The sequence below is a fragment of the Acinetobacter sp. LoGeW2-3 genome (assembly GCF_002688565.1).
In the GTDB taxonomy this organism is placed as follows: Bacteria; Pseudomonadota; Gammaproteobacteria; order Pseudomonadales; family Moraxellaceae; genus Acinetobacter.
The window spans coordinates 61,018-80,358 of record NZ_CP024012.1 but is presented as its reverse complement, the minus strand read 5'-3'; the positions used below and the strand labels follow the sequence as shown (position 1 = coordinate 80,358).

Here is a 19,341-nt window from a genome sequence, read left to right as displayed (position 1 = left end):
TCGTATTTATAATTAACCCGAATCGCGGATAAGAAATTGACTTGAAAAATAAGAGGACTAGAGCCATCAGTTAAGTTATCACACCAAACCTATGCTCTAGCCCTGATGTTTAATAGTACCGAATTATTTTGCCTAATTGATGACTTTTTTCTGCAATTTGAAGCAACTTATTGGAAATTTCTGAAACAAAGGTAGACCTGCTTAAGAATTCGTTCAGCTCAACTCCATATTTCTGAAATTATCTTTATTGCTATTTGGTATAAGTGTTCTCATTTTACTAATTTCAAAGCATTTTTCTCATGGCTGAAACAGGATTCGGGTTAATTTAATCATAGAAATATCTTTAATAAAAATTAAATTAAAAACATATATTTATTTTTAAACGCAGATTCAAATCCCAAGTGCGACACATTTGTAATTGGTTGAAAAAGTTAGGTGTATTTGTAGAATCATAAGACTTTTTCAACTCGCAATTGGAAAGCACACAATGAAGAAATACACCCAACTTTCTCAAGATGAAAGATACGAAATTTATGCTACTTTGAAAAGTAAAAGCTCAATCGCTAACCTTGCTCGGGAGTTAGGGCGTTCACGATCAACCATCTACCGTGAATTAAAAAGAAATACTGGGCAACGTGGATATAGGGCTCAACAGGCAGCTAAATTTGCAAGTCAAAGACGGTACCGTCCTTCCTCATCAATGACAGCATTTGCCTTCGCCTATATTGATTATTTAATTGGCTTGGACTGGTCACCAGAACAAATTTCAGGTGCTTTAACACAACGCGGTTGGTTGGATGTACCTTCACATGAGTGGATTTACCAGTACATTTATCAAGATAAATCAAAAGGCGGTAAACTCCATCTACACTTAAGGCATCAGAAGAAATATCGAAAACGAGGTTACAAAAACACGGATTGTAGGGGGCAAATCATTGATAAAACAAGTATTCACTGTCGAGACCAGGTCATTGATCAACGACAACGTTTAGGAGATTTCGAAGGTGACACGGTGATTGGTAAACATCATAAAGGTGCTTTATTAACCCTTGTTGATCGAAAGAGCCTGTATGTACATATTGTTCATTTAGGGTCAACGAGAGCATCCTCTCAAACGATTACTTGTGCGTTAGATCGTTTACGAATGGTTTAATCCGTCAATATCTGCCAAAATCATCATCGTTTGATGACGTGTCAAACGAACAAATAGAGCAGATAGAATTTGCACTCAACCATCGTCCTAGAAAAACGCTAGGTTGGTATACACCGAGTGAAGTTATGGCTGGTTTTTATACTGTTGCACTTGCCGCTTGAATCCGCCAAATATTTAATTTTTTAAATGGATATATATTAAACACTTTTGTATTAACTGTTTATATTATGTGCATAATCCGGATTAAGGCATAATTTTCTATTAGTAAAAAGAAATATAAAAAACCTTATCCTACTTCAGGAAGTGCGATTGTTGATCTTGAAACTGGTTCACTATTTGAGAGTGCAAAGCTATAACTTAATTAGATAGCCTTCAAACTGGCTGCCAATGAGCGATAAAATTGCAAGGATTACATAATTTTAAAGAAAAAATCTTATCTGCGATTTCGGGTTGTAAAAGAATTTATTCAAATTAGTGGTCACTATATTGGTTATTAAAGTTAAGGTAATTTTTAACTAAATATAAATAAAACATATATATATATAATTTATGTGATGCGTATCATACGCATCACACTAAAATTGTATAATTTTGATATAATTGCTTCATCAGCATCCTTCCTACTGTTCTATTTAAAATTATGAGTCTTACTGAAACTAAAGTCCGCCAAACTCAGGCTAAGGATAAAATCTATTTCTTATCCGATGAAGAAGGTCTTAGTTTGAAGATCGAGCCAAACGGTAGAAAATCTTGGTGCTACCGTTATACAGATCCGCAAACAAAAAAGCGCCGTCGGATCCAATTGGGACTCTATCCTGACCTGTCACTAAAAAAAGCACGACAGGCTCGGGATGATTTTAAAGATAATAATTTTTGTTTTGAAAAAGAAGTTATTTCAGATTTAAAAACCTTTCATGAGGTCGGGGAAGAGTGGCTACAGTTTAAACGCCAAAATGCTTTCTATGATTTACCACGATGCGGCGTTCTTCAATTGGCTGAAAGATGCCTACAACAGGATATTTATCTTGCACTTCAAGATATACCTTTTCAAAACATCAAACGTTACGACCTGGTTTCGGTAATAAAAAAAATAGAGTCTCGTCAGGTAAAGGAACCTGTTAAGAAAGCTTGTAGCTATTTGAACCAGATTTATGACTATGCTGTAGCAATGGGTTACTGTGAGTACAATATAGCCTATGGTCTGAATAAAATTGTGGTTAACAACAAAATCAAGAAAAACTACCCTTATCTAAAGGCTGGAGATTTATCAACTTTTATAAATAAACTACGGAAATTAGATACTCATCCCATTGTTAAAAAAGCCCTTCTTTTTAAGTTGTATACTGGAGTTCGAGGGATTGAATTATTGTTGGCAGAACCACACCATATTGATTTAAATAATAAAATTTGGAGAATTCCAGCTTTCCATATCAAACAGTTTCGACGTAAAGTCATACTAGGTCATGAAATTCCAGATTTTCTAGTGCCGCTTTCAAACCAAGCTTTAAACATTTTAAAAGAAGCTATGCAGTGGTCACTAGGTGAGAAATATATTTTTTCCAGCCCTCGAAAACCTAACCAACCGATTCACTTCAACACCCTAAATATGGTTATCCGTAAGATGGGATATGATAAACAGCAGTTATCATCTCATGGGCTACGCTCTACTTTCAGTACTATTTTAAATGAATCTGGTTTGTTCCAAGATAACTGGATTGAAGCCCAACTTTCACATATCGATAAGAATCGTACGCGTGCCAGTTATAACCATGCTGAGTATTTAGTACAGCGAACTGAGATGATGCAGTGGTGGGGAGATTTTATAGAAAGCTGTACGAAGCCTAAGTAATTTTTTTATATTAGGTTTTATTAATTATTTAGACTGTAGGATAGATAGAAATATGTTCTAAAACATATTTCTATCTTCTTGTTTTTATTAAAAATTATATATAACAGTAAGATTTAAAAGCTTATTAGTTTTACTATCATCTCCTTGTGCTAAAGAGTTTCCTGTTCCACCTATAAATGGGTCATTTTTACTCATGACATATTCGGTATATAAAGAAATATTTTTATAGTCCCATGCCATCCCAACGATGTTGCGTTGAGAGTCATCAAAGCTGTTTTCTTTCTTGTCATAACCGCTGAAAACCAGATATGGCGTGATATTTAGTGTGTCCCAGACATTTTTAAACACATAGCTGGTATCAATCGTATAGAAATAGCCCTTATTGGCAATATTATATTCAGCATCAAATGACCCAAAGGTAGAACTCTGGGAGCTAAGGGTATCCTTATTATTGATAGATTGGCGGCCACCCGTAATGACGATGTTCAGATTTTTATAATTTACCCGATTAAAGAGTGCCCAAGTATTTCTGCTACCCTCTATAGAGGTATTCTTGTTCTCAATTTCTGAATACCAGTAACTGGCACCCATCGATATTTTTAAATCATCAGTACTTAAGAAGTTAAGGTCTTGATCAATTCTTGCCAGCCACATATTTTGCTCTTCAAGATCTGTCTGTAACGGACCAGAAGTTTTTACCATATTTGCACTGTATCGGGCTGAGTCTCTGCTTTCACCGTGATAATTTCCCCCGTCAGCAGCAAAATAAGCCAGATCCACCTTGGTCTGTGAAGGGAGTTCGAAGTGATAGTTGGCACCTAAATTTGAGACATCCTGTAAACCCATCGTGTTATTAATACCGGCATAAAAGCTGCTATCCCAAAAACGGCCCGGACCAAAAGGTATTGGTTGCACACCCACTGTAATATGATCTGTTGAGTTCAGGTGATAACCTGCATATCCATAAACAAGAGTAGAAAAATCGCAGAAGGTATCATATTGATAGCATCGGTATTCTACCTTTCCGAACCAGTCAGGTGATTCATAGCCCAAACGTAAAATAGCCGCATCAAATTTAATCTTCTGGTCTGATGCCGATTCTCCATAATCTGTATCTTGATAATTAGCACGTAAAGCACCAGAAATACTAAATGCTCCTTCATCATTAGCAGAGTTTCCCCAAGTTATTTCAGCAGAACTAATTCCGCTAAATCCAGCTAATATCAAGCCTATCCCGCTAGATATAACATGTAGTTTCATATATACATCCTTGATTCATTTAGATTTAAAATACAACTTTGTTGGTCTATAAAAATTCACAACTAAATCCACTTTTAATCCTAGCCCCCGAAGGGACTAGGATTACCTAAAAGATTCAAATGAAGAGTCAACAATAACTGTGACATCAATGGGCTTATGTCGCTTTGCAACATACAACGCACCAGCGCACGCTTGGAACGTTCTTATCACCGCAGCTTTTAAGAGCTGCCCCAGGTAATAATTTTTTATATCGGTTCTAATAAAGAAGTAGATAATCTAACTAAAGCTTTTTACTAACAATTTGTTTTATTTAAATATATTTAATATTTAGTTATTAATACCTATTTAAGTTGCACGGCATCCTCCTAGGGATAAACATGTTTAGATGATTATCCGGGATTTATATTTAGGGTATTAGAGCGACCTATTTACTTGATATTTATTGATCTAATAATTTTCCAGGATTCATAATCCAGTTAGGATCAAAGACGGTTTTCAGAGCCTTCATATAGGAAATTTCCTGCTCACTGCGGCTAAAGGAGAGATATGGTTTTTTGGTCAGTCCTACACCATGTTCTGCAGAAACTGAACCATTGAATTGCTGCACTACATTAAAGACATAAGTATTAACTTGCTCACACGCAGTAAAAAATTCTTCTTTGCTCAAATTGGCAGGTTTTAGAATATTTAAATGTAGATTGCCATCACCAATATGTCCGAACCAGCAACTCTCAAAATCAGGATATTTTTCGGCGACAATACGATCTACAGCTGAAATAAAATCTGGAACATGGCTAATCAAAACGGAAATATCGTTTTTATATGGAGTATATGCTGCGATCGACTCTGAAATATCTTCTCTTAAGCGCCATAAGTTCTGCACTTGTTCAAGAGACTGGCTCATAACTCCATCAAGTATCCAGCCTTGTTCCATACAATTTTCAAAAATCTGCATAGCTTTATTAATGATAGGTTCATATGGAGCTTCGAATTCAAGCAATACATAAAATGGACAGCTGGTCTCAAAAGGACGTTGTACTAAACCATGATCAAGAACTTTTTGCATGGACAAATCATTGAAAAATTCAAATGCAGTTAGATCAATATCTTTTCGAAATGCATGCATGATAGGCATAACTGATTCGAAGTCAGGAACACCTAAAACTAAAACTTGTAAATCTTGAGGCTGGCGTTCCAGACGAATCTCAGCTTCTGTGACAATACCTAAAGTTCCTTCAGCTCCAATAAATAAATGCTGTAAAGCATAGCCGGTTGCATTTTTGATCATGCCTTTATTCAGATGAAGAATATCACCCTGACCAGTGACTACTGTAAGACCTAAAATCCAATTGCGGGTCATACCGTATTTGATAACTTTAATACCACCAGCATTAGTAGAAATATTTCCACCTATTTGGCTTGAACCAGCAGAGGCAAAATCGACTGGATAATATAAGCCTTGTTCTTCAGCATAATCCTGAAGCTGTTCAGTAATAACTCCGGCTTGAATGCGTACCATGCGATCTGCCGGATAAAAGTCTAGGATTTTATTCATTTTATCTAGACTAATTACGACTTCACCTTGATAAGCTACTGCTCCTGCAGACAGTCCTGTACGGCCTCCAGATGGAGTGATAGCAAAGTGGTAATGATTAGCTAGTTTGACAATTTCTTGGATTTGTTCGGTGGTGTCTGGAAAAACAATTACAGCAGGTCTAGGGGAAAAGTGTTTAGTATGATCTTTACCCCAGTGCTCTAAGCTATCTTGATCTGTTTTTACACGGTTTTCACCGACAATATTTTGTAATGCGCTTAGTATGTCAGTCGAAAGTTGATAAAAGCTATTCATTCTAAAAACCGTTAAAATTAAGGAAGAATTAAAGAAATAATGAGTCATCATGCCTTGAGTATGTCGTTTCCTGATGGTTTAAGTGCTCGTTATACATCAGGAAACGGTAATCACTGACCCTTTATGCCAATTGGTAAGTAGTTTTTACTTTAGTAAAAAACTGTCGAGCATAAGTCCCTTGTTCTCTAGAACCTAGACTTGAGGCTTTATTGCCACCAAAGGCCACATGATAATCAACTCCAGCAGTTGCCAAATTGACCATGACCATACCTGCTGAGGATCTTCTCTTGAAATCTTCTGCATACTTTAAAGAGGTAGTGACAATGCCAGCTGACAAACCAAAAGGTGTATCCTCAGCAGCTGCAAAAGCTTCCTCATAGTTATTTACTTTAAGCACACAGAGCACTGGACCAAAAATTTCTTCACGATAGATTCGCATATGTGGCTGAACATTGGTAAATAGAGCAGGGGTAAAATAATAACCACCATTTTCTTTAGGTAAGTGCTCACCGCCGTAGACTAGTGTAGCTCCTTCGTCTTGTCCTGCCCGGATATAACTTAAATTCTGTTTTAACTGTTTCTCATCAACCACAGGCCCGATATCTGTATCTGGGTCTGTTGCATCTCCAATCTTTAAAGCACGGGTTTTTTCTTCGAGACGAGCAATAAAAGAATCGTAAATACCAGTTGTGACAATTACTCTTGAACTGGCGGTGCAGCGCTGGCCTGTAGAGAAAAAAGATCCTTGCAAAGCTACATCAACTGCTAATTCTAATTCTGCATCGTCAAGCACAATTAAAGGGTTTTTGCCTCCCATTTCTAGTTGTACACGTGCAAGTCGGGAAGCTGCAATTTCTGCGACTTGTCTTCCGGTCTGTTCTGAACCTGTAAAAGTAATAGCGTGCACATCTGGAGAGCGAATAATGGTATCACCGACTTTTCGTCCCGGACCAATTAGCATGTTGAAGACTCCATCTGGTAAGCTTGAGCGCGAAATTATCTCAGCCAGAGCCCAAGCCGAAGAAGGTACCAATTCTGCAGGTTTAAATACGACTGCATTGCCAAAACATAATGCTGGCGCTATCTTCCATGCAGGAATAGCAATTGGGAAGTTCCATGGACTGATAATGCCTACCACACCAATCGCTTGAGTATAGACATCAATACCAACCTGATCCCTTACTGAATTATACTTTTCACCCACTGCTCGCAATGCTTCTTGGGCATAAAATTTAAAAGAACGTCCTGCGCGTTCAACTTCACCTAAGGCTTCCTTAAAAATTTTACCTTCTTCTACGCTTAACAAGCGTGCTAATTCTTCTCGACGCTCTAAAATCTCTGTACCAATCTTATCAAGAACATCTGCACGTGTTTGAGGATTACTATGAGCCCATACACTACTCGCTGCTTTTGCGGCTGCAATTGCTTGTTCGGTTAGGGCAACATCAGCACGGGCAAATTGATCAACAATATGAGCAGGATTAGAAGGATTAATATTCTTTAAAATTTCTTCATGTCCTTGAACATCTACAAACTTACCATTTACAAAACTAGTTTTAATTAAGCCTGACATGTTATTTCCTTTTGAATTGCTGAAAGTGGAATTTCACCGCGTACAAAGTCAATGATGTTATCAATCGAACGATTAATCAGACCTTGCATGGCATCTTCACTGCTCCAAGCCACATGTGGGTTAAGAATGAAATTTGGATAATCGATAAGCTGAAATAAAGGATCATCGGGATGAATAGGTTCATTAACCACCACGTCTAGACCTGCACCACCAATTTGTCCAGTTTGCAGAGCCTTGATTAAAGCCTGTTCATTGACAATTCCACCCCGAGCAGTGTTGATCAGGATTGCATCACTTTTCATTTGGGATAGTTCAGCATCATCGATTAAGTTCAGCGTTTCTGGTGTTAAAGGACAACAAAGCGAAATTACATCACTTTCAGCTAGAATCTGTTGAAAGCTAGCAAATTCTTCACCTTTATATTTACCATGACGATCAAAAAAGCGGGGTTGCATGCCGACGGCACGAGCTAACTCAGCAAGACGTTTAGCAATTGCTCCATGTCCGATAATGCCCAACTTTTGTCCACGAACATCGCGAATCCGGTAATCAAAATAGATATTCTGTGGTTCAGCTTCACCTCGAGTAACTTTCTTCAGCAGATTACGATAATTATCATGTTGTCGCATCAGGCTAAAAATCATACCTATCACATGCTCGGCAACAGTATTTTGTGCATAAGCTGGTACATTGGTAACCATAATGCCGTGTTCATGGCAGTAATCTAAATCAACAATATCAGTACCCGTTAAAGCTAATGAAATCATTTTAAGCTTAGGTAATTGCATCAAATGTTCTTTGCGTAAAGGAACACTACAGGTCAAAGCCACTGTCGCATTTTGTAGACGTTCTATTACCTGTTCCGGCTGTGTATAACGATAACTAGTCCATTGATGAGAAAAAGGTAATTGGGGCAGAGTTACGGTTGGGCCAATTCCCTCATCGTCAAGAAAAACAATATGATGATCCATTCTATTTCTTCCTTATTTTTTCTTAGGTGCATATCCTGCAGGAGCCATACGAGCTAGGATATTAGTAATTACACCTGCATCCTGATCGAAGTCTTCCAATGATTCTTTTCGAACAAGTGCATCACGAACCCAGTGTGCACCGATATAACGGAATGGTTCTGGCGGCAGTAACTTCATTTTTTGCTCGACTAGACCGCAATTTGCCCATTCGTCATTCGCATCCTCTACTAAGGACTTAATAATTCGGCTAGCAAAAACCGTAGTACCTACACCGTTTCCAGAGAAACCAATACCAAAAATAATATTTTTATGACCACCTAAATGGCCAAAGTTAGGAAGCCCTTTCATTGCACGATCCAACGGACCAGTCCAACTGCTGATCACAGGTACATCTTCCAGTTGCGGGTAAAAACTACGCATCTCAGCTTCAACTCCAGCTGCCGCGGGGGAAGGGCATTCGTAAAGATCACCAATTTTTCCGCCAAAGGCGAAGTCACCTAAAGGTTTGCCAAATACAATGCGACCATCAGGGGTATTACGCCAATAGTTAAGAATAGTTCGTGAATCCATTACGCACTCGCCACCCTTAAAGCCAATTTCATCTAGACGCTCTTTAGCAGGTGCAGTAGCGACCATATCACTCGACATAACCATGATCATGCGGCGTAATTCTGGGAATTGTGCTCCCCAAGCATTCATCGCAATTACTACTTTTTTCGCAATAACTTTACCGTTTTCGCTGTGCACTACTGGAGTTTCACTACGCTCTAAGCGTGTCATTGGGGACTTTTCATAAATAGTAACGCCCATTTCTAGCGCTACACGTCTTAACCCACGTGCCAATAAAGCTGGCTGTACCGTCGCAGCGTTTGGGTCATAGACCCCCGCTAAAAAGCGCGGTGAACCTGAGCGTTGTCGTAGCTCTTGGGGATCGATTATTTTGAATGGATTAACATTGTGTTTTTCTAATTCAGTGGTTAGGCCTAACCAAGAATCTAGTTGACGTTTGTTACTTGCACCCCATAACAAACCATCTTTACGGAATTGGGCATCAATTTTATGTTCACGGCAGAATTCTCCCATCTCATCAATTGCAGACTCTGCTGCCTGACAAATACGACGTGCTTCTTGCTCTCCACAAATTTCTACTAAAGACAAATACTTCGGCCACCAGTTATTGACAAAGCCACCATTTCGCCCACTAGCCCCTGAACCGCAGCGATCTTGTTCAATAATAATAATATTCATATTAGGATTAGATTTTTTTAATCGAATGGCGGACCATAGGCCAAGATAACCTCCTCCAATAATACAGACATCAGCTTTAACAGTTCCTTGTAAAGCAGGAGAAAGTGCACTTTCACGATCTAATGCCTGTGCATACCAAAATCCACGGTACATAATTTTCCTCATCATACATATATCTTGCTATGTAAGATTTTGGACATACATGCGTAAGGAGAATAGAAAGATTATGACAATAATTAGTAAGTCTTGGTCGAGTTGAACAATCGCCAATTAAAAATAAAAATAAGTTTTTATAAAGCAGTAGATTAATTAGGTAAACTGTAGAGGTAGATAATTATGTTATTTTATACAGCATATATGAGTTATAGATAAATTCATAAAATAGGGCAGAGAGGTATACTCCATTAGTGCAATACAATATAAAGAGCTTTAAAGAGAAAACAGCGATATAATAAAAAAGACAAAAATGATTAACAATTACACCATTTGAATGGAAATTAATGCTGTAATATGAGAAACATAAACACTTCTGCTTACGAAGAAATCTTAGATCCTGAAGAAAGCTCTGATCCTATTAGTCCAGATATGAGAGTAGCTTTCATTCTAATGAATAAATTTACTTTAGCCCCTGTCACTGGCTTAGTTGAGTCACTTAGATTTGCTGCAGATCGATCGTTTCGTAGTTTCCAAATTTATTGTAAATGGGATTGGATGACCTTTAATGATCAGCCGGTCTCGGCAAGTTGTGGCTTATCTATTAATCCTACTAAAGCCTTTAACTTACAAGATTTGAAAGAAAACTATGATTATGTCGTGATTGCTGGGGGGCTCATGAGTGAAACACGACATCCGCCAGAAGAGCTGGTAGAAGCGATGAAGGAATTGCATCTTTCGAAAACTCCTTTAATTGCTTTATGTTCAAGTAGCTTTGTATTAGGAAAGGCGGGGATTTTGGATGGGCGTAAATGTGCTGTTCATTTTACAATTCGTGATGAATTTATTGAGAACTTCCCCAAAGCTCTTGCATTGATTGATAAAACGTATGTAGAAGATCGAGGCATATTTACTTGTCCAGGAGGAACGGCAATTGACTTGGCTGCGAACCTGATTCGGCAGCATTGTGGGGATATCAGAGCACAAAAAGGCTTAGAATATCTGCTGATCAATTCCGAGAAACCAATCAGAACCAATGAGTTCCCCGTTTTAGATAATCCTAGTACTTATGAAAATACTACGGTATCGCGTGCGATTGCCTTTATGAGTGAAAATTTAAGCGCACATGTTACGCTTAAGGAAGTTGCAGAGCATGTCAAAACAAACCCACGTCAATTACACCGTGTGTTTGTAGCTAACACTAATGAGTCACCTGCAAATTACTGGCGTCGTTTACGATTAGCACATGCACGCAAACTACTCGCGAATACAAGTTCTTATGTCACGACTATTGCAATTGAATGTGGTTTTTCTGATGCATCTCATTTTATTCTATGGTTTAAAAAGCAATATGGAGAAACTCCATTTGCTTACCGTAAACGCCGTCATGAAGTAGAAAAATTAAATTAGAAACAGGAACATTTAAAGTTCCTGTTTTTTTCTATTTAAGCAACCTTTAATTGTCGATAGGTGCGTAGAGTATCTTCTCTAAAAAAAGCCAGCTCTTCAAGACGTCGATTTTCTGTCCAGCCTAATATCTTAGCCGCAAGATGTGATAATTCTTCTGCCCGGTTATGACCCAAATCAGGATTTAATCCGTCTGGTAAACGTCGGCGTATAAGATCGACTAAGCGAACTACATGTTCTTCACGGATAATTTTCGTAAGATCATCGAAAAATAAGCCATCTGGTTTAATTACATTTTTGGGAGCTTCACCGCGTAAGCCTAATTTTGACTCTACAGCTTTGGCTACCAAGCGACTAGCATGGCGATGCAACATGATAGTAGAGCCTGTTAAGGTTAAAATTCCAGGTTTTTCCGGATTTTCACTGAGACGGACGGGCAGACTAACTTGTTTACCATCAATAGTAGAAGTAGGACGTACCCCACACCAGCAATGCTGTACATCTTTTCTACTCAGCTTAAGCTCAGGAAATAGAATATTTGCTTCATTCAAAATATAGTCAATTTCATGATCTTCAACTTGAACTGTATCTGGATTATCAGTAAAAACAGTTTCTGTCGGGCCAATGAAATGCAAATCTCGCCAAGGGAATACATAAAATGGCTCACCTTTGCTAGAAAAGGCTTCCAGTCCTTGTCCTTTATAGGCTTCTGGTAAGCGGATCATGACATTAACACCTTTAATGCCAATAACTCTCTTTTTAAGTTCACCACCTGCATCCGGAATATGGTCGACCCAAGGACCACCAGCATTAATTACAATTTTTGCTTGAACAGTAGCTTTGGCTTCAACATCAGGAGCGCAATCTTTTAAATTAATCTGCCAACCTTGGTCTTGCGGAGTAATTGCAGTCACTTCTGTATAGTTACGAATAATTGCCCCTTTTTGTTCCGCATCTAGAGCAGTATCCAGACAAATACGCTCAGGCCAAGCATACATGTATTCCTCAAAAATACCGACACTCTTAACTTTTGGATGTAGTCCACGGACAAGTGGAATTTTTTCAGCAGCACCGTCTCTTGAAGTACGTTGATAAGCAAGTGGAACTTTCCAGCCATCCATCCCTTCAATTAATTTAAATCCTATATTAACTAATGGTGGTGGAAATTGATCTCCTTCACGAAATGGATAGACAAAGGTATGCTTAGTAAGATGATTTGGCATTTCCTGAACCAGCTCAGCCCGGCAGCGCATTACTTCAGCGGTATAACGTAAACGTTGGATCATTTCTGCAGGACGGAAGGGTATTTGCCAGAGAGGATGTTTAGTAGCAAGATAGCCAAGTCCTGAATACAGCATACGACTTGAGCGTGAAGAGGTCCCGGCAGCAAAATCACTACGATCAATGAGCAAACATTTAAATCCTCTACCTGCAAGCTGTCTAGCCGAGGCACAACCTACGGCACCTCCTCCGATTACAACTACATCAAAGACTTGCTGATCTAGTTGATATAATGGCAGTCTTTCCATTTTTTCCCTCAAAAAATTATCAATAACATCATTAAGGGCATATCCACTATGGAATACGCCCTTAAAAGGATTAAATCGATGCAGTTGCTTGAATCTCGATTAAATAATCAGGACTAGCTAATTGAGCACCCACGCATGCACGTGCTGGCTTTTCAATAGTGCTGACCCATGTGTCATAGACCTGATTCATCTCATTAAAATGAGCCATATCTGAGAGCCATATTTGAATACGTGTGATATGGTTTTTATCTATACCTGCTGTATGTAAGAGCTGCTCTAATTGAGCTAATACAGATTCGGTCTGCTCGATAATACCTTTATCTGTACATTCAGCTACAATACCAGCGGTCTCAAGTTGATTCCCACTTATTACTACTTGACTAGCACGTAATCCACTCATGATCCGTTTAATGTCTGCCATAACTTTGGATCCTAAAAAATACAGTAAGTTTTTCGAAAGTCTTCTTGAATATCCCAGACACCCTGGCAGTTAGCTGGGAATAACACAGCATCCCCTGCACAAAGTTCTACAGGTTCGCCTCCCTCTGGAGTAAAGGTACACCGACCTTTAACAATATGACTAAATTCACGATTAGCAACATGGCGTTTAAATTGCCCCGGAGAACTTTCCCAAATACCGATACTAGCTTCAAGCTCCTGTGACTCTTGATCCTGTGCTGTACTTTGTAAGGCAAGTAAATCACCAACTGGTAGCTTCGCAGGAGCAGGTGCGCCCAATTCAGCATTTACAGCATTTTTAACCACAATTAATGTCTGAGTCATGATAATTCTCCGTGTATTTAATCAAATTTAATTTTAGGATTGCGAACCGTTGATTTAGGCTCATTATCTAATCTTGCTGCATCATTCAGGTCCATAGAGTCAATATCTGGCGCCAATGCCCAAGCTGACCATGCACCAATAAGGCAAATAATTGAAGCAATTACCATTGTTGTAGATACGCCTAATGAAGCCAAAGAGAATGGAACTAAATATGTGCCTATAGTTGCACCAATGCGGCTTAATGATGTACCCAATCCAACTGCTGAAGCGCGGATCTCTGTAGGGAAAAGTTCATTTGGATAAACATACTGTAGAACTTGAGCACCTCCCATTAGAATGGCGAAGCCACCAAATAAAATCAGCACAAGGGTAGCAGAGGCAGATGGGTTAATACCTAATAGGAAAATAGCTACTCCAGACCATAAGAAGCTATGAAAGAGTAATTTTTTACGGCCCATAACGCTTACTAGCATACTGGCTAACATGCAGCCAATTAAAAACAGGACTGTAATGGCTACAGAACCCCAAGTTGCCATGGAACCAGTTAAATTTAAGGCTTTAACAAATTGAGGTGCAAAAGAATAAATTGCATAGATTGGGATAATGGCGCAAGTCCAGAATAAACAGATAAACAACATGCGTTTACCATAGCCGGAGTGGAATAAAGCACCAACAGGAACTTTCGATTTTTCATCTACTTGTTGTTCAGATAGGTCACTAATTGAGTACTCAGGTCCATATACCTTTTTAATAACCAAATCGGCTTCTTTTATACGGCCTTTGTTGAGCAGCCAGCGAGGAGATTCAGGTGTACCCGCACGGGCAATTAGGAAAATTGCACCCGGAATAATAGTACTAGCTAATACCCAACGCCATGCATCTGGACCACCAACATAGCTTAATATTAGCTCACCAACGATATAAGATGCTGCTGCACCTGCGAACCACATCATTACCATTGCAGCAAGACGCGGCCCACGATTTTTCTTTGGTAAATATTCTGCTAAAAATGAAGTTGCAATTGGATAGTCAGCGCCAACTGCAATTCCAATCAAGAGCCGCCATATAAATAACATAATGGCAGATTCAACCCAGAATTGAGCAACTGAGAACCCAACAATTGCTATTAGATCAACTAAATAAAGTACTTTACGACCATATTTGTCTGTGAACCATCCACCAAGAAAGCCACCTAGAAATACACCCACTAATGCAGAAGAAGCAATGAGTCCTTGCCACAGTGTTGTTAACTGTAAAGATTCTGAAATTTGAAACATCACCACCCCGATGATGCTTAATACATAACCATCTAGGAATGGACCGCCAGCAGAGTAAAACGTTAGCTTTTTATGAAAACTATTTAGAGGGATATCCTCCAATGGAACTTTTCTATTCATAATAATTCCTTTAATTACGTTAACTTTTTAGTGCTCTAACCATTTTTTAAACATAAGAATCCTTGCCTCATGTTTTAGGCGAATATGTTTATGCTGATTAGTGAATGAATTAACTTTCTAGGCCTGATCTATATTGTCCAAGCATTAGATTAAGATTGACGCCCAGCGATAAAAAAGGTTGAGGTGGATTAGCATTCGGTCCTGGAGAGGAAATCAAGAAATCAATTAGTTCATTTCTTTCCCCAGCAAGCCAGTCTGCCAGTAAGGTGCCAGCAATCGTTCCTTTGGTCGTGCCTAAGCCATTCCAGCATAAGGCCCCATAAACATTTGGTGCCAATTGCCCAAAAAATGATTCATGATTACGCGATAAGCACATTGAACCGCCCCATGTATATTCAAACTCTACATTGGGCAACATTGGGAATCTGTTTTGAAATGATTGTTTTTGCCGTTTATTAACTCCTGATAAGAAATATTGCTTACTACGACCATCAGGATTAAAGCTAAAACTATTACGAACTAACAAACGATTATCTGGCGTACGTCTGAGTGTGCTACCAAATGGATCGGCCGGAATAATGCCCCAAGTTTTTTTCCCACCCAAAGTTTGCTGTTCTTCTTTAGTCAGTATTCGAGTCATACTAGCGTAGGTAAAAACGGGTAATAAGCGACCTTTTAAAAATCCAAAGTGCGATGCGAAAGCGTTATTAGTTAAGATCATTTTATTGGCGATCAGCGTACCAGAAGGGGAATATAAAGCGATTCTTTGATCATATTCGATCTCAGTGATAGTAGTATTTTCATAGAGTGTGACATTCTTAGGTAAATGATCTGCCAAGCCTTTTACAATAGCTGCTGGTTGAACTAGCAGTGTGCCAGGTGTATATAAAGCTTTTTTATAAAAGTGAGTGCCGAGGTGTTCAGGAATGTCCTGTTCATTAATTATTTCTGAATATTGGCCTAATTTTTCTAAACCTTGTTTATAAGCCTCCAGTATAGCTAAACCTCGTGGCTCTACAGCAGCTTGGTATTTTCCAGCTGGGTCGAGTTGACAATCAATCTGATATTCCTTAACCAGTTTTTGAATCAGTTTCTGCGCAGCTTGATTCAATTTTAAATGCATCCCTGCTGTTTTGATATCTCCAATATAATCCGCTGCACCAATGTCATGTGGCAGATCGATCATAAAGCCAGAATTGCGTCCTGAAGCTCCATATCCTACAACTTGAGCTTCAACCAAAACGATATGATCTTCTGGGAAATTCAATGCAAGTTGTCGTGCTGCTGCTAGCCCAGTAAAGCCTGCACCCACTATCACCCAGTCAGCTTTTACTAATCCTTGTAATTCTGGTTGTGGTACTCGATTGGGACTCAATTGAAACCATGCACATCCATCATCATCAGCAGGTGTTGAACTTATTCTTGCCATGATCAAATCCTAAAAATCCTTTTCATTATTTTTGAACTCATTGCCATGTCTTTCATATAACAAAATGGGCGATTTTTAGGATAAATAGGACATTTAGGTAAATTTAGATTCAAGCCTACATTTTGAATAAATATTTGATGTAATTATAGGTCTTTACCTTTTATGGGATAAATTGACATTTTTTTTATATTTTTAAATATTTGGTAATGCTTAGATAAGCAGGCTATAAATTATAGTTTATAAAAAAGCTTTTAATCTTGTAAGCATTTGATGAATAAAGTTATTTTTGAGACAGAATAGTTTTATTTCAAGCTTGGCTGAGCTAAGTATTGCCAGTGTAATAAAGCATTTTTAAATGAAGAACAGAGCAAGTGCAGATTGAGTCTTATAACTGTTTTGATACTTAGGAGTAATAGATGGAAATCTTAAACTATTCAAAAGCCAGAGCTCAGTTATCTATGCTTATAAATAAAGCCATAGATGGGCAACCAGTTGAAATTACACGTCGAGGCCGAGATTCTGCTGTAATTATCAGTAAAGCATCCTATGAAGCCTATCAAAAAGCACTTTATACATCACAATATGAAAAAACAAAATAGTTTGTAATGAATATAGTTAAATAGTGGGAAAATAATGACAAAAAATGTAGCAACATTAATTGGGCTCAGTGCAATTTTATTGTGGTCCTTGATGGCAGGGCTAATAAAGAAAGTCAGTATGCTCTTGGGTGCTGATTTAGGTATTACATTGGTCTATAGCTGTAGTGCGCTTTTAGTGTTGCTAATTTTTAAATTACCTAATTTAAGAAAAATTTCTAAAAAATATTTATTTTTGGGGACATTATTATTTTGTGGCTATGAATTATCTTTTGCATTTGCTATTGCTTATGCAGAAAATGCCCAACAATCGATTGAAGTTAATATTATTCATTATTTATGGCCTAGTTTAATGGTAATGGCTTTTATTCTAGTTCAAGAACTAAAATTTAGTATTTGGGTCATTTTTGGCTTATTACTTTCAATTATTGGAATTATTTATATTCAAACAGGTGAGTCGGGTTTAGATCTTAACCAGGTTATTGAAAATTTTAAAAGTAACCCGATAAGCTATATTTTGGCGCTAGCAGCGGCAATAATATGGTCGATTTATTGTGTGATCACTAAAAAAATGAGTGAAGGAAATAATCCAATTTCTATTTTTTTTATTTTTACGGCAATCATCCTTTGGATCAAATTTTTATGGGTAGAGGAGTTACTAGTTCCGAGTCTAAATTTGATAACAACTTTATATATCGTATCGGCAGGCTTGGCCGTTGGATTAGGTTATGCCGCTTGGAATATAGGAATCATGAGGGGTAATATTACTATTTTAGTGGCTGCAACTTATTGTTCTCCTATACTTTCCTCCTTAAGTGCTATGCTCATTCTGCAAACTGATTTGTCAGTAAGTTTTTGGAAAGGCACATGTATGGTAATTGTAGGCTCATTTATATGTTGGATAGCAACAAACTGGAATTTAATTAAAAGAGCTAGTATTTGAACATTAATTAACCCGAAGCCTATTTAAGCCAATGATTCCATAATTTGAATTGTTGGCTTATTTTGATGGGTTAATTTGTATGATTCTCATATCAGCATACCAGTGCATCAGGAACAAGGTTGCACACGGGATCAGATAATCAAGATTGAATGGCCTGTGGAATCAGTGACTGAATTACTGGTGCTGATACAGGGTTTGACTCAATGATCCGTATTGATGAAATCTGGTTGTCTACTCAGCCAATGGATATGCGTGCAGGGATGGATACTGCCATGGCTCAGGTGCTGAGAGCCTTTGGTTCGATCAAACCCTATTGCGCTTACCTATTCTGTAATAAACGTGGTTATCGGATGAAAGTACTGGTACATGATGGACCGGGCATATGGCTGTGTGCCCGGCGTCTGGAACAGGGTAAATTCCACTGGGCTCAGGTTCATCAAGGTGAAACCATCTCACTCAGTTCGGAACAATTACAAGCATTAATCCAAGGCTTGCCCTAGCAAAGAGTTGGTCGACAGCAGGTGGTGAATATGCTCTAAACCAAGCCACTTGGTTCTGCTATTCTCCAAAGGTTCTATTCCTTTACTCTCATGACCTCAGGCATACTATACTGTGGTCATGAATACGCTACCTGACTTAAGCCAACTGCCCCATGAACAACTACTGGAATTCACCAGACAGTTAGCGATGCAGCATCAACAATTAGAAAAATCAAATCAGCAATTAGATGCCAAAGTTCAACATCTTTCCATTCTCAACCAAAAATACGAGCATGAGCCTGGCGCTATTTAAAAAACACAAATTTGGCAGCAAAAATGAACATCTCACCGCCAAACAAATCCATTTGTGGGATGAAGCGGTTGAAGAAGATATCGCAGCAGTCGAGCTAGAACTGGAACGGCTGAATGCAGATAAAATAGATGGATCGACACAGAAAGCCAAAACCAATAAACCTAAACGTCGACTATTGCCAGATCATCTAGCGAGTGTACGTATTGAGCATGAACCTGCATCAAACCAATGTGATTGTGGTTGTCAGTTGCGTCGTATCGGTGAAGATGTGAGTGAAAAACTGAATTTCAGACCGGCACAGTTCTATAAAGAACAACATGTGCGTGGCAAATGGGTCTGTGATCAGTGTGATACCCTGACTCAGCAAGTGATGCCTGCGTATGTCATTGATAAAGGGATCGCTTAACCT

The 19,341-nt window shown here is 38.5% G+C and carries 17 protein-coding genes and 2 pseudogenes; 9 read left to right on the top strand and 10 right to left on the bottom strand.

Annotated features, from left to right (window positions below; translation table 11 throughout):
- Window positions 1–105: 105 nt before the first annotated feature.
- The 3 genes and pseudogenes from BS636_RS15735 to BS636_RS15725 form a co-directional block, all read left to right on the top strand.
- A pseudogene (locus BS636_RS15735) lies at window positions 106–315 on the top strand (IS982 family transposase); the annotation flags it as partial.
- 172 nt (window positions 316–487) lie between these two features.
- Window positions 488–1,314, top strand: a pseudogene (locus tag BS636_RS15730) (IS30 family transposase).
- 479 nt (window positions 1,315–1,793) lie between these two features.
- A complete protein-coding gene (locus BS636_RS15725; RefSeq protein ID WP_099339728.1) occupies window positions 1,794–3,002 on the top strand; it encodes a tyrosine-type recombinase/integrase in 1,209 nt (402 codons plus the stop codon).
- Window positions 3,003–3,089: 87 nt separating this feature from the next.
- Here the strand turns inward: BS636_RS15725 and BS636_RS15720 are convergent, their stop codons facing one another.
- From BS636_RS15720 to BS636_RS15700, 5 genes are all read right to left on the bottom strand, one after another.
- A complete protein-coding gene (locus BS636_RS15720) occupies window positions 3,090–4,262 on the bottom strand; it encodes a hypothetical protein (protein WP_099339727.1) in 1,173 nt (390 codons plus the stop codon).
- 439 nt (window positions 4,263–4,701) lie between these two features.
- Window positions 4,702–6,111 carry an FAD-binding oxidoreductase gene (locus BS636_RS15715; RefSeq protein WP_099339726.1) on the bottom strand — a complete coding sequence of 470 codons (1,410 nt, stop codon included), beginning with the start codon at window positions 6,109–6,111 and terminating at the stop codon, window positions 4,702–4,704.
- A gap of 121 nt (window positions 6,112–6,232) precedes the next feature.
- Complete coding sequence (locus BS636_RS15710) at window positions 6,233–7,684, bottom strand: aldehyde dehydrogenase family protein (RefSeq protein WP_099339725.1); 1,452 nt, start codon at window positions 7,682–7,684, stop codon at window positions 6,233–6,235.
- Entirely contained in the window at window positions 7,672–8,655 is a 984-nt protein-coding gene (locus BS636_RS15705) for an NAD(P)-dependent oxidoreductase (protein WP_099339724.1), read from the bottom strand. Before BS636_RS15705 ends, BS636_RS15710 begins: the two co-directional genes overlap by 13 nt.
- 12 nt (window positions 8,656–8,667) lie before the next feature.
- Entirely contained in the window at window positions 8,668–10,056 is a 1,389-nt protein-coding gene (locus tag BS636_RS15700) for an NAD(P)/FAD-dependent oxidoreductase (protein ID WP_099339723.1), read from the bottom strand.
- Between the two features lie 357 nt (window positions 10,057–10,413).
- Here BS636_RS15700 and BS636_RS15695 point away from each other — a divergent pair, with 357 nt between their 5' ends.
- Window positions 10,414–11,466 (top strand): GlxA family transcriptional regulator, encoded by a 1,053-nt coding sequence (locus tag BS636_RS15695; protein WP_099339722.1) that lies wholly within the window; start codon window positions 10,414–10,416, stop codon window positions 11,464–11,466.
- 35 nt (window positions 11,467–11,501) lie between these two features.
- Here BS636_RS15695 and BS636_RS15690 read toward each other — a convergent pair whose 3' ends face one another.
- The 5 genes from BS636_RS15690 to BS636_RS15670 all read right to left on the bottom strand — a co-directional run bounded on the left by BS636_RS15690 (window position 11,502) and on the right by BS636_RS15670 (window position 16,601).
- Window positions 11,502–12,992 carry an FAD-dependent oxidoreductase gene (locus BS636_RS15690; RefSeq protein WP_099339721.1) on the bottom strand — a complete coding sequence of 497 codons (1,491 nt, stop codon included), beginning with the start codon at window positions 12,990–12,992 and terminating at the stop codon, window positions 11,502–11,504.
- A gap of 70 nt (window positions 12,993–13,062) precedes the next feature.
- Window positions 13,063–13,413 (bottom strand): RidA family protein, encoded by a 351-nt coding sequence (locus BS636_RS15685; protein WP_099339720.1) that lies wholly within the window; start codon window positions 13,411–13,413, stop codon window positions 13,063–13,065.
- A gap of 11 nt (window positions 13,414–13,424) precedes the next feature.
- Window positions 13,425–13,775, bottom strand: coding sequence for a cupin domain-containing protein (locus BS636_RS15680; RefSeq protein WP_099339719.1), 351 nt, complete (start codon window positions 13,773–13,775; stop codon window positions 13,425–13,427).
- A 17-nt stretch (window positions 13,776–13,792) separates the two neighbouring features.
- Window positions 13,793–15,172 carry an MFS transporter gene (locus BS636_RS15675; RefSeq protein ID WP_099339718.1) on the bottom strand — a complete coding sequence of 460 codons (1,380 nt, stop codon included), beginning with the start codon at window positions 15,170–15,172 and terminating at the stop codon, window positions 13,793–13,795.
- Window positions 15,173–15,281: 109 nt separating this feature from the next.
- A complete protein-coding gene (locus BS636_RS15670; RefSeq protein ID WP_099339717.1) occupies window positions 15,282–16,601 on the bottom strand; it encodes an NAD(P)/FAD-dependent oxidoreductase in 1,320 nt (439 codons plus the stop codon).
- A gap of 416 nt (window positions 16,602–17,017) precedes the next feature.
- On the opposite strand from BS636_RS15670, the gene BS636_RS15665 reads away from it, so the two are divergent.
- From BS636_RS15665 to BS636_RS16665, 5 genes are all read left to right on the top strand, one after another.
- Entirely contained in the window at window positions 17,018–17,200 is a 183-nt protein-coding gene (locus tag BS636_RS15665; protein WP_099339716.1) for a type II toxin-antitoxin system Phd/YefM family antitoxin, read from the top strand.
- Window positions 17,201–17,234: 34 nt separating this feature from the next.
- On the top strand, window positions 17,235–18,140 hold the full coding sequence (gene yddG / locus BS636_RS15660) for an aromatic amino acid DMT transporter YddG (protein WP_099339715.1): 906 nt from the start codon (window positions 17,235–17,237) through the stop codon (window positions 18,138–18,140).
- Between the two features lie 203 nt (window positions 18,141–18,343).
- Window positions 18,344–18,640, top strand: a complete 297-nt coding sequence (gene tnpB, locus BS636_RS15655) for an IS66 family insertion sequence element accessory protein TnpB (protein ID WP_099339714.1) — start codon at window positions 18,344–18,346, stop codon at window positions 18,638–18,640.
- A gap of 118 nt (window positions 18,641–18,758) precedes the next feature.
- Window positions 18,759–18,932 carry a hypothetical protein gene (locus BS636_RS16670; protein WP_416202919.1) on the top strand — a complete coding sequence of 58 codons (174 nt, stop codon included), beginning with the start codon at window positions 18,759–18,761 and terminating at the stop codon, window positions 18,930–18,932.
- Complete coding sequence (locus tag BS636_RS16665) at window positions 18,913–19,338, top strand: IS66 family transposase zinc-finger binding domain-containing protein (RefSeq protein ID WP_416202918.1); 426 nt, start codon at window positions 18,913–18,915, stop codon at window positions 19,336–19,338. Before BS636_RS16670 ends, BS636_RS16665 begins: the two co-directional genes overlap by 20 nt.
- Window positions 19,339–19,341 lie beyond the last annotated feature (3 nt).

Bases quoted from the DNA above. Each gene is read 5' to 3' on its own strand.
- BS636_RS15725 (WP_099339728.1), top strand. From the start codon at position 1,794: ATGAGTCTTACTGAAACTAAAGTCCGCCAAACTCAGGCTAAGGATAAA.
- BS636_RS15720 (WP_099339727.1), bottom strand. From the start codon at position 4,262: ATGAAACTACATGTTATATCTAGCGGGATAGGCTTGATATTAGCTGGA.
- BS636_RS15715 (WP_099339726.1), bottom strand. From the start codon at position 6,111: ATGAATAGCTTTTATCAACTTTCGACTGACATACTAAGCGCATTACAA.
- BS636_RS15710 (WP_099339725.1), bottom strand. From the start codon at position 7,684: ATGTCAGGCTTAATTAAAACTAGTTTTGTAAATGGTAAGTTTGTAGAT.
- BS636_RS15705 (WP_099339724.1), bottom strand. From the start codon at position 8,655: ATGGATCATCATATTGTTTTTCTTGACGATGAGGGAATTGGCCCAACC.
- BS636_RS15700 (WP_099339723.1), bottom strand. From the start codon at position 10,056: ATGTACCGTGGATTTTGGTATGCACAGGCATTAGATCGTGAAAGTGCA.
- BS636_RS15695 (WP_099339722.1), top strand. From the start codon at position 10,414: ATGAGAAACATAAACACTTCTGCTTACGAAGAAATCTTAGATCCTGAA.
- BS636_RS15690 (WP_099339721.1), bottom strand. From the start codon at position 12,992: ATGGAAAGACTGCCATTATATCAACTAGATCAGCAAGTCTTTGATGTA.
- BS636_RS15685 (WP_099339720.1), bottom strand. From the start codon at position 13,413: ATGGCAGACATTAAACGGATCATGAGTGGATTACGTGCTAGTCAAGTA.
- BS636_RS15680 (WP_099339719.1), bottom strand. From the start codon at position 13,775: ATGACTCAGACATTAATTGTGGTTAAAAATGCTGTAAATGCTGAATTG.
- BS636_RS15675 (WP_099339718.1), bottom strand. From the start codon at position 15,172: ATGAATAGAAAAGTTCCATTGGAGGATATCCCTCTAAATAGTTTTCAT.
- BS636_RS15670 (WP_099339717.1), bottom strand. From the start codon at position 16,601: ATGGCAAGAATAAGTTCAACACCTGCTGATGATGATGGATGTGCATGG.
- BS636_RS15665 (WP_099339716.1), top strand. From the start codon at position 17,018: ATGGAAATCTTAAACTATTCAAAAGCCAGAGCTCAGTTATCTATGCTT.
- yddG (WP_099339715.1), top strand. From the start codon at position 17,235: ATGACAAAAAATGTAGCAACATTAATTGGGCTCAGTGCAATTTTATTG.
- tnpB (WP_099339714.1), top strand. From the start codon at position 18,344: ATGATCCGTATTGATGAAATCTGGTTGTCTACTCAGCCAATGGATATG.
- BS636_RS16670 (WP_416202919.1), top strand. From the start codon at position 18,759: ATGAATACGCTACCTGACTTAAGCCAACTGCCCCATGAACAACTACTG.
- BS636_RS16665 (WP_416202918.1), top strand. From the start codon at position 18,913: ATGAGCCTGGCGCTATTTAAAAAACACAAATTTGGCAGCAAAAATGAA.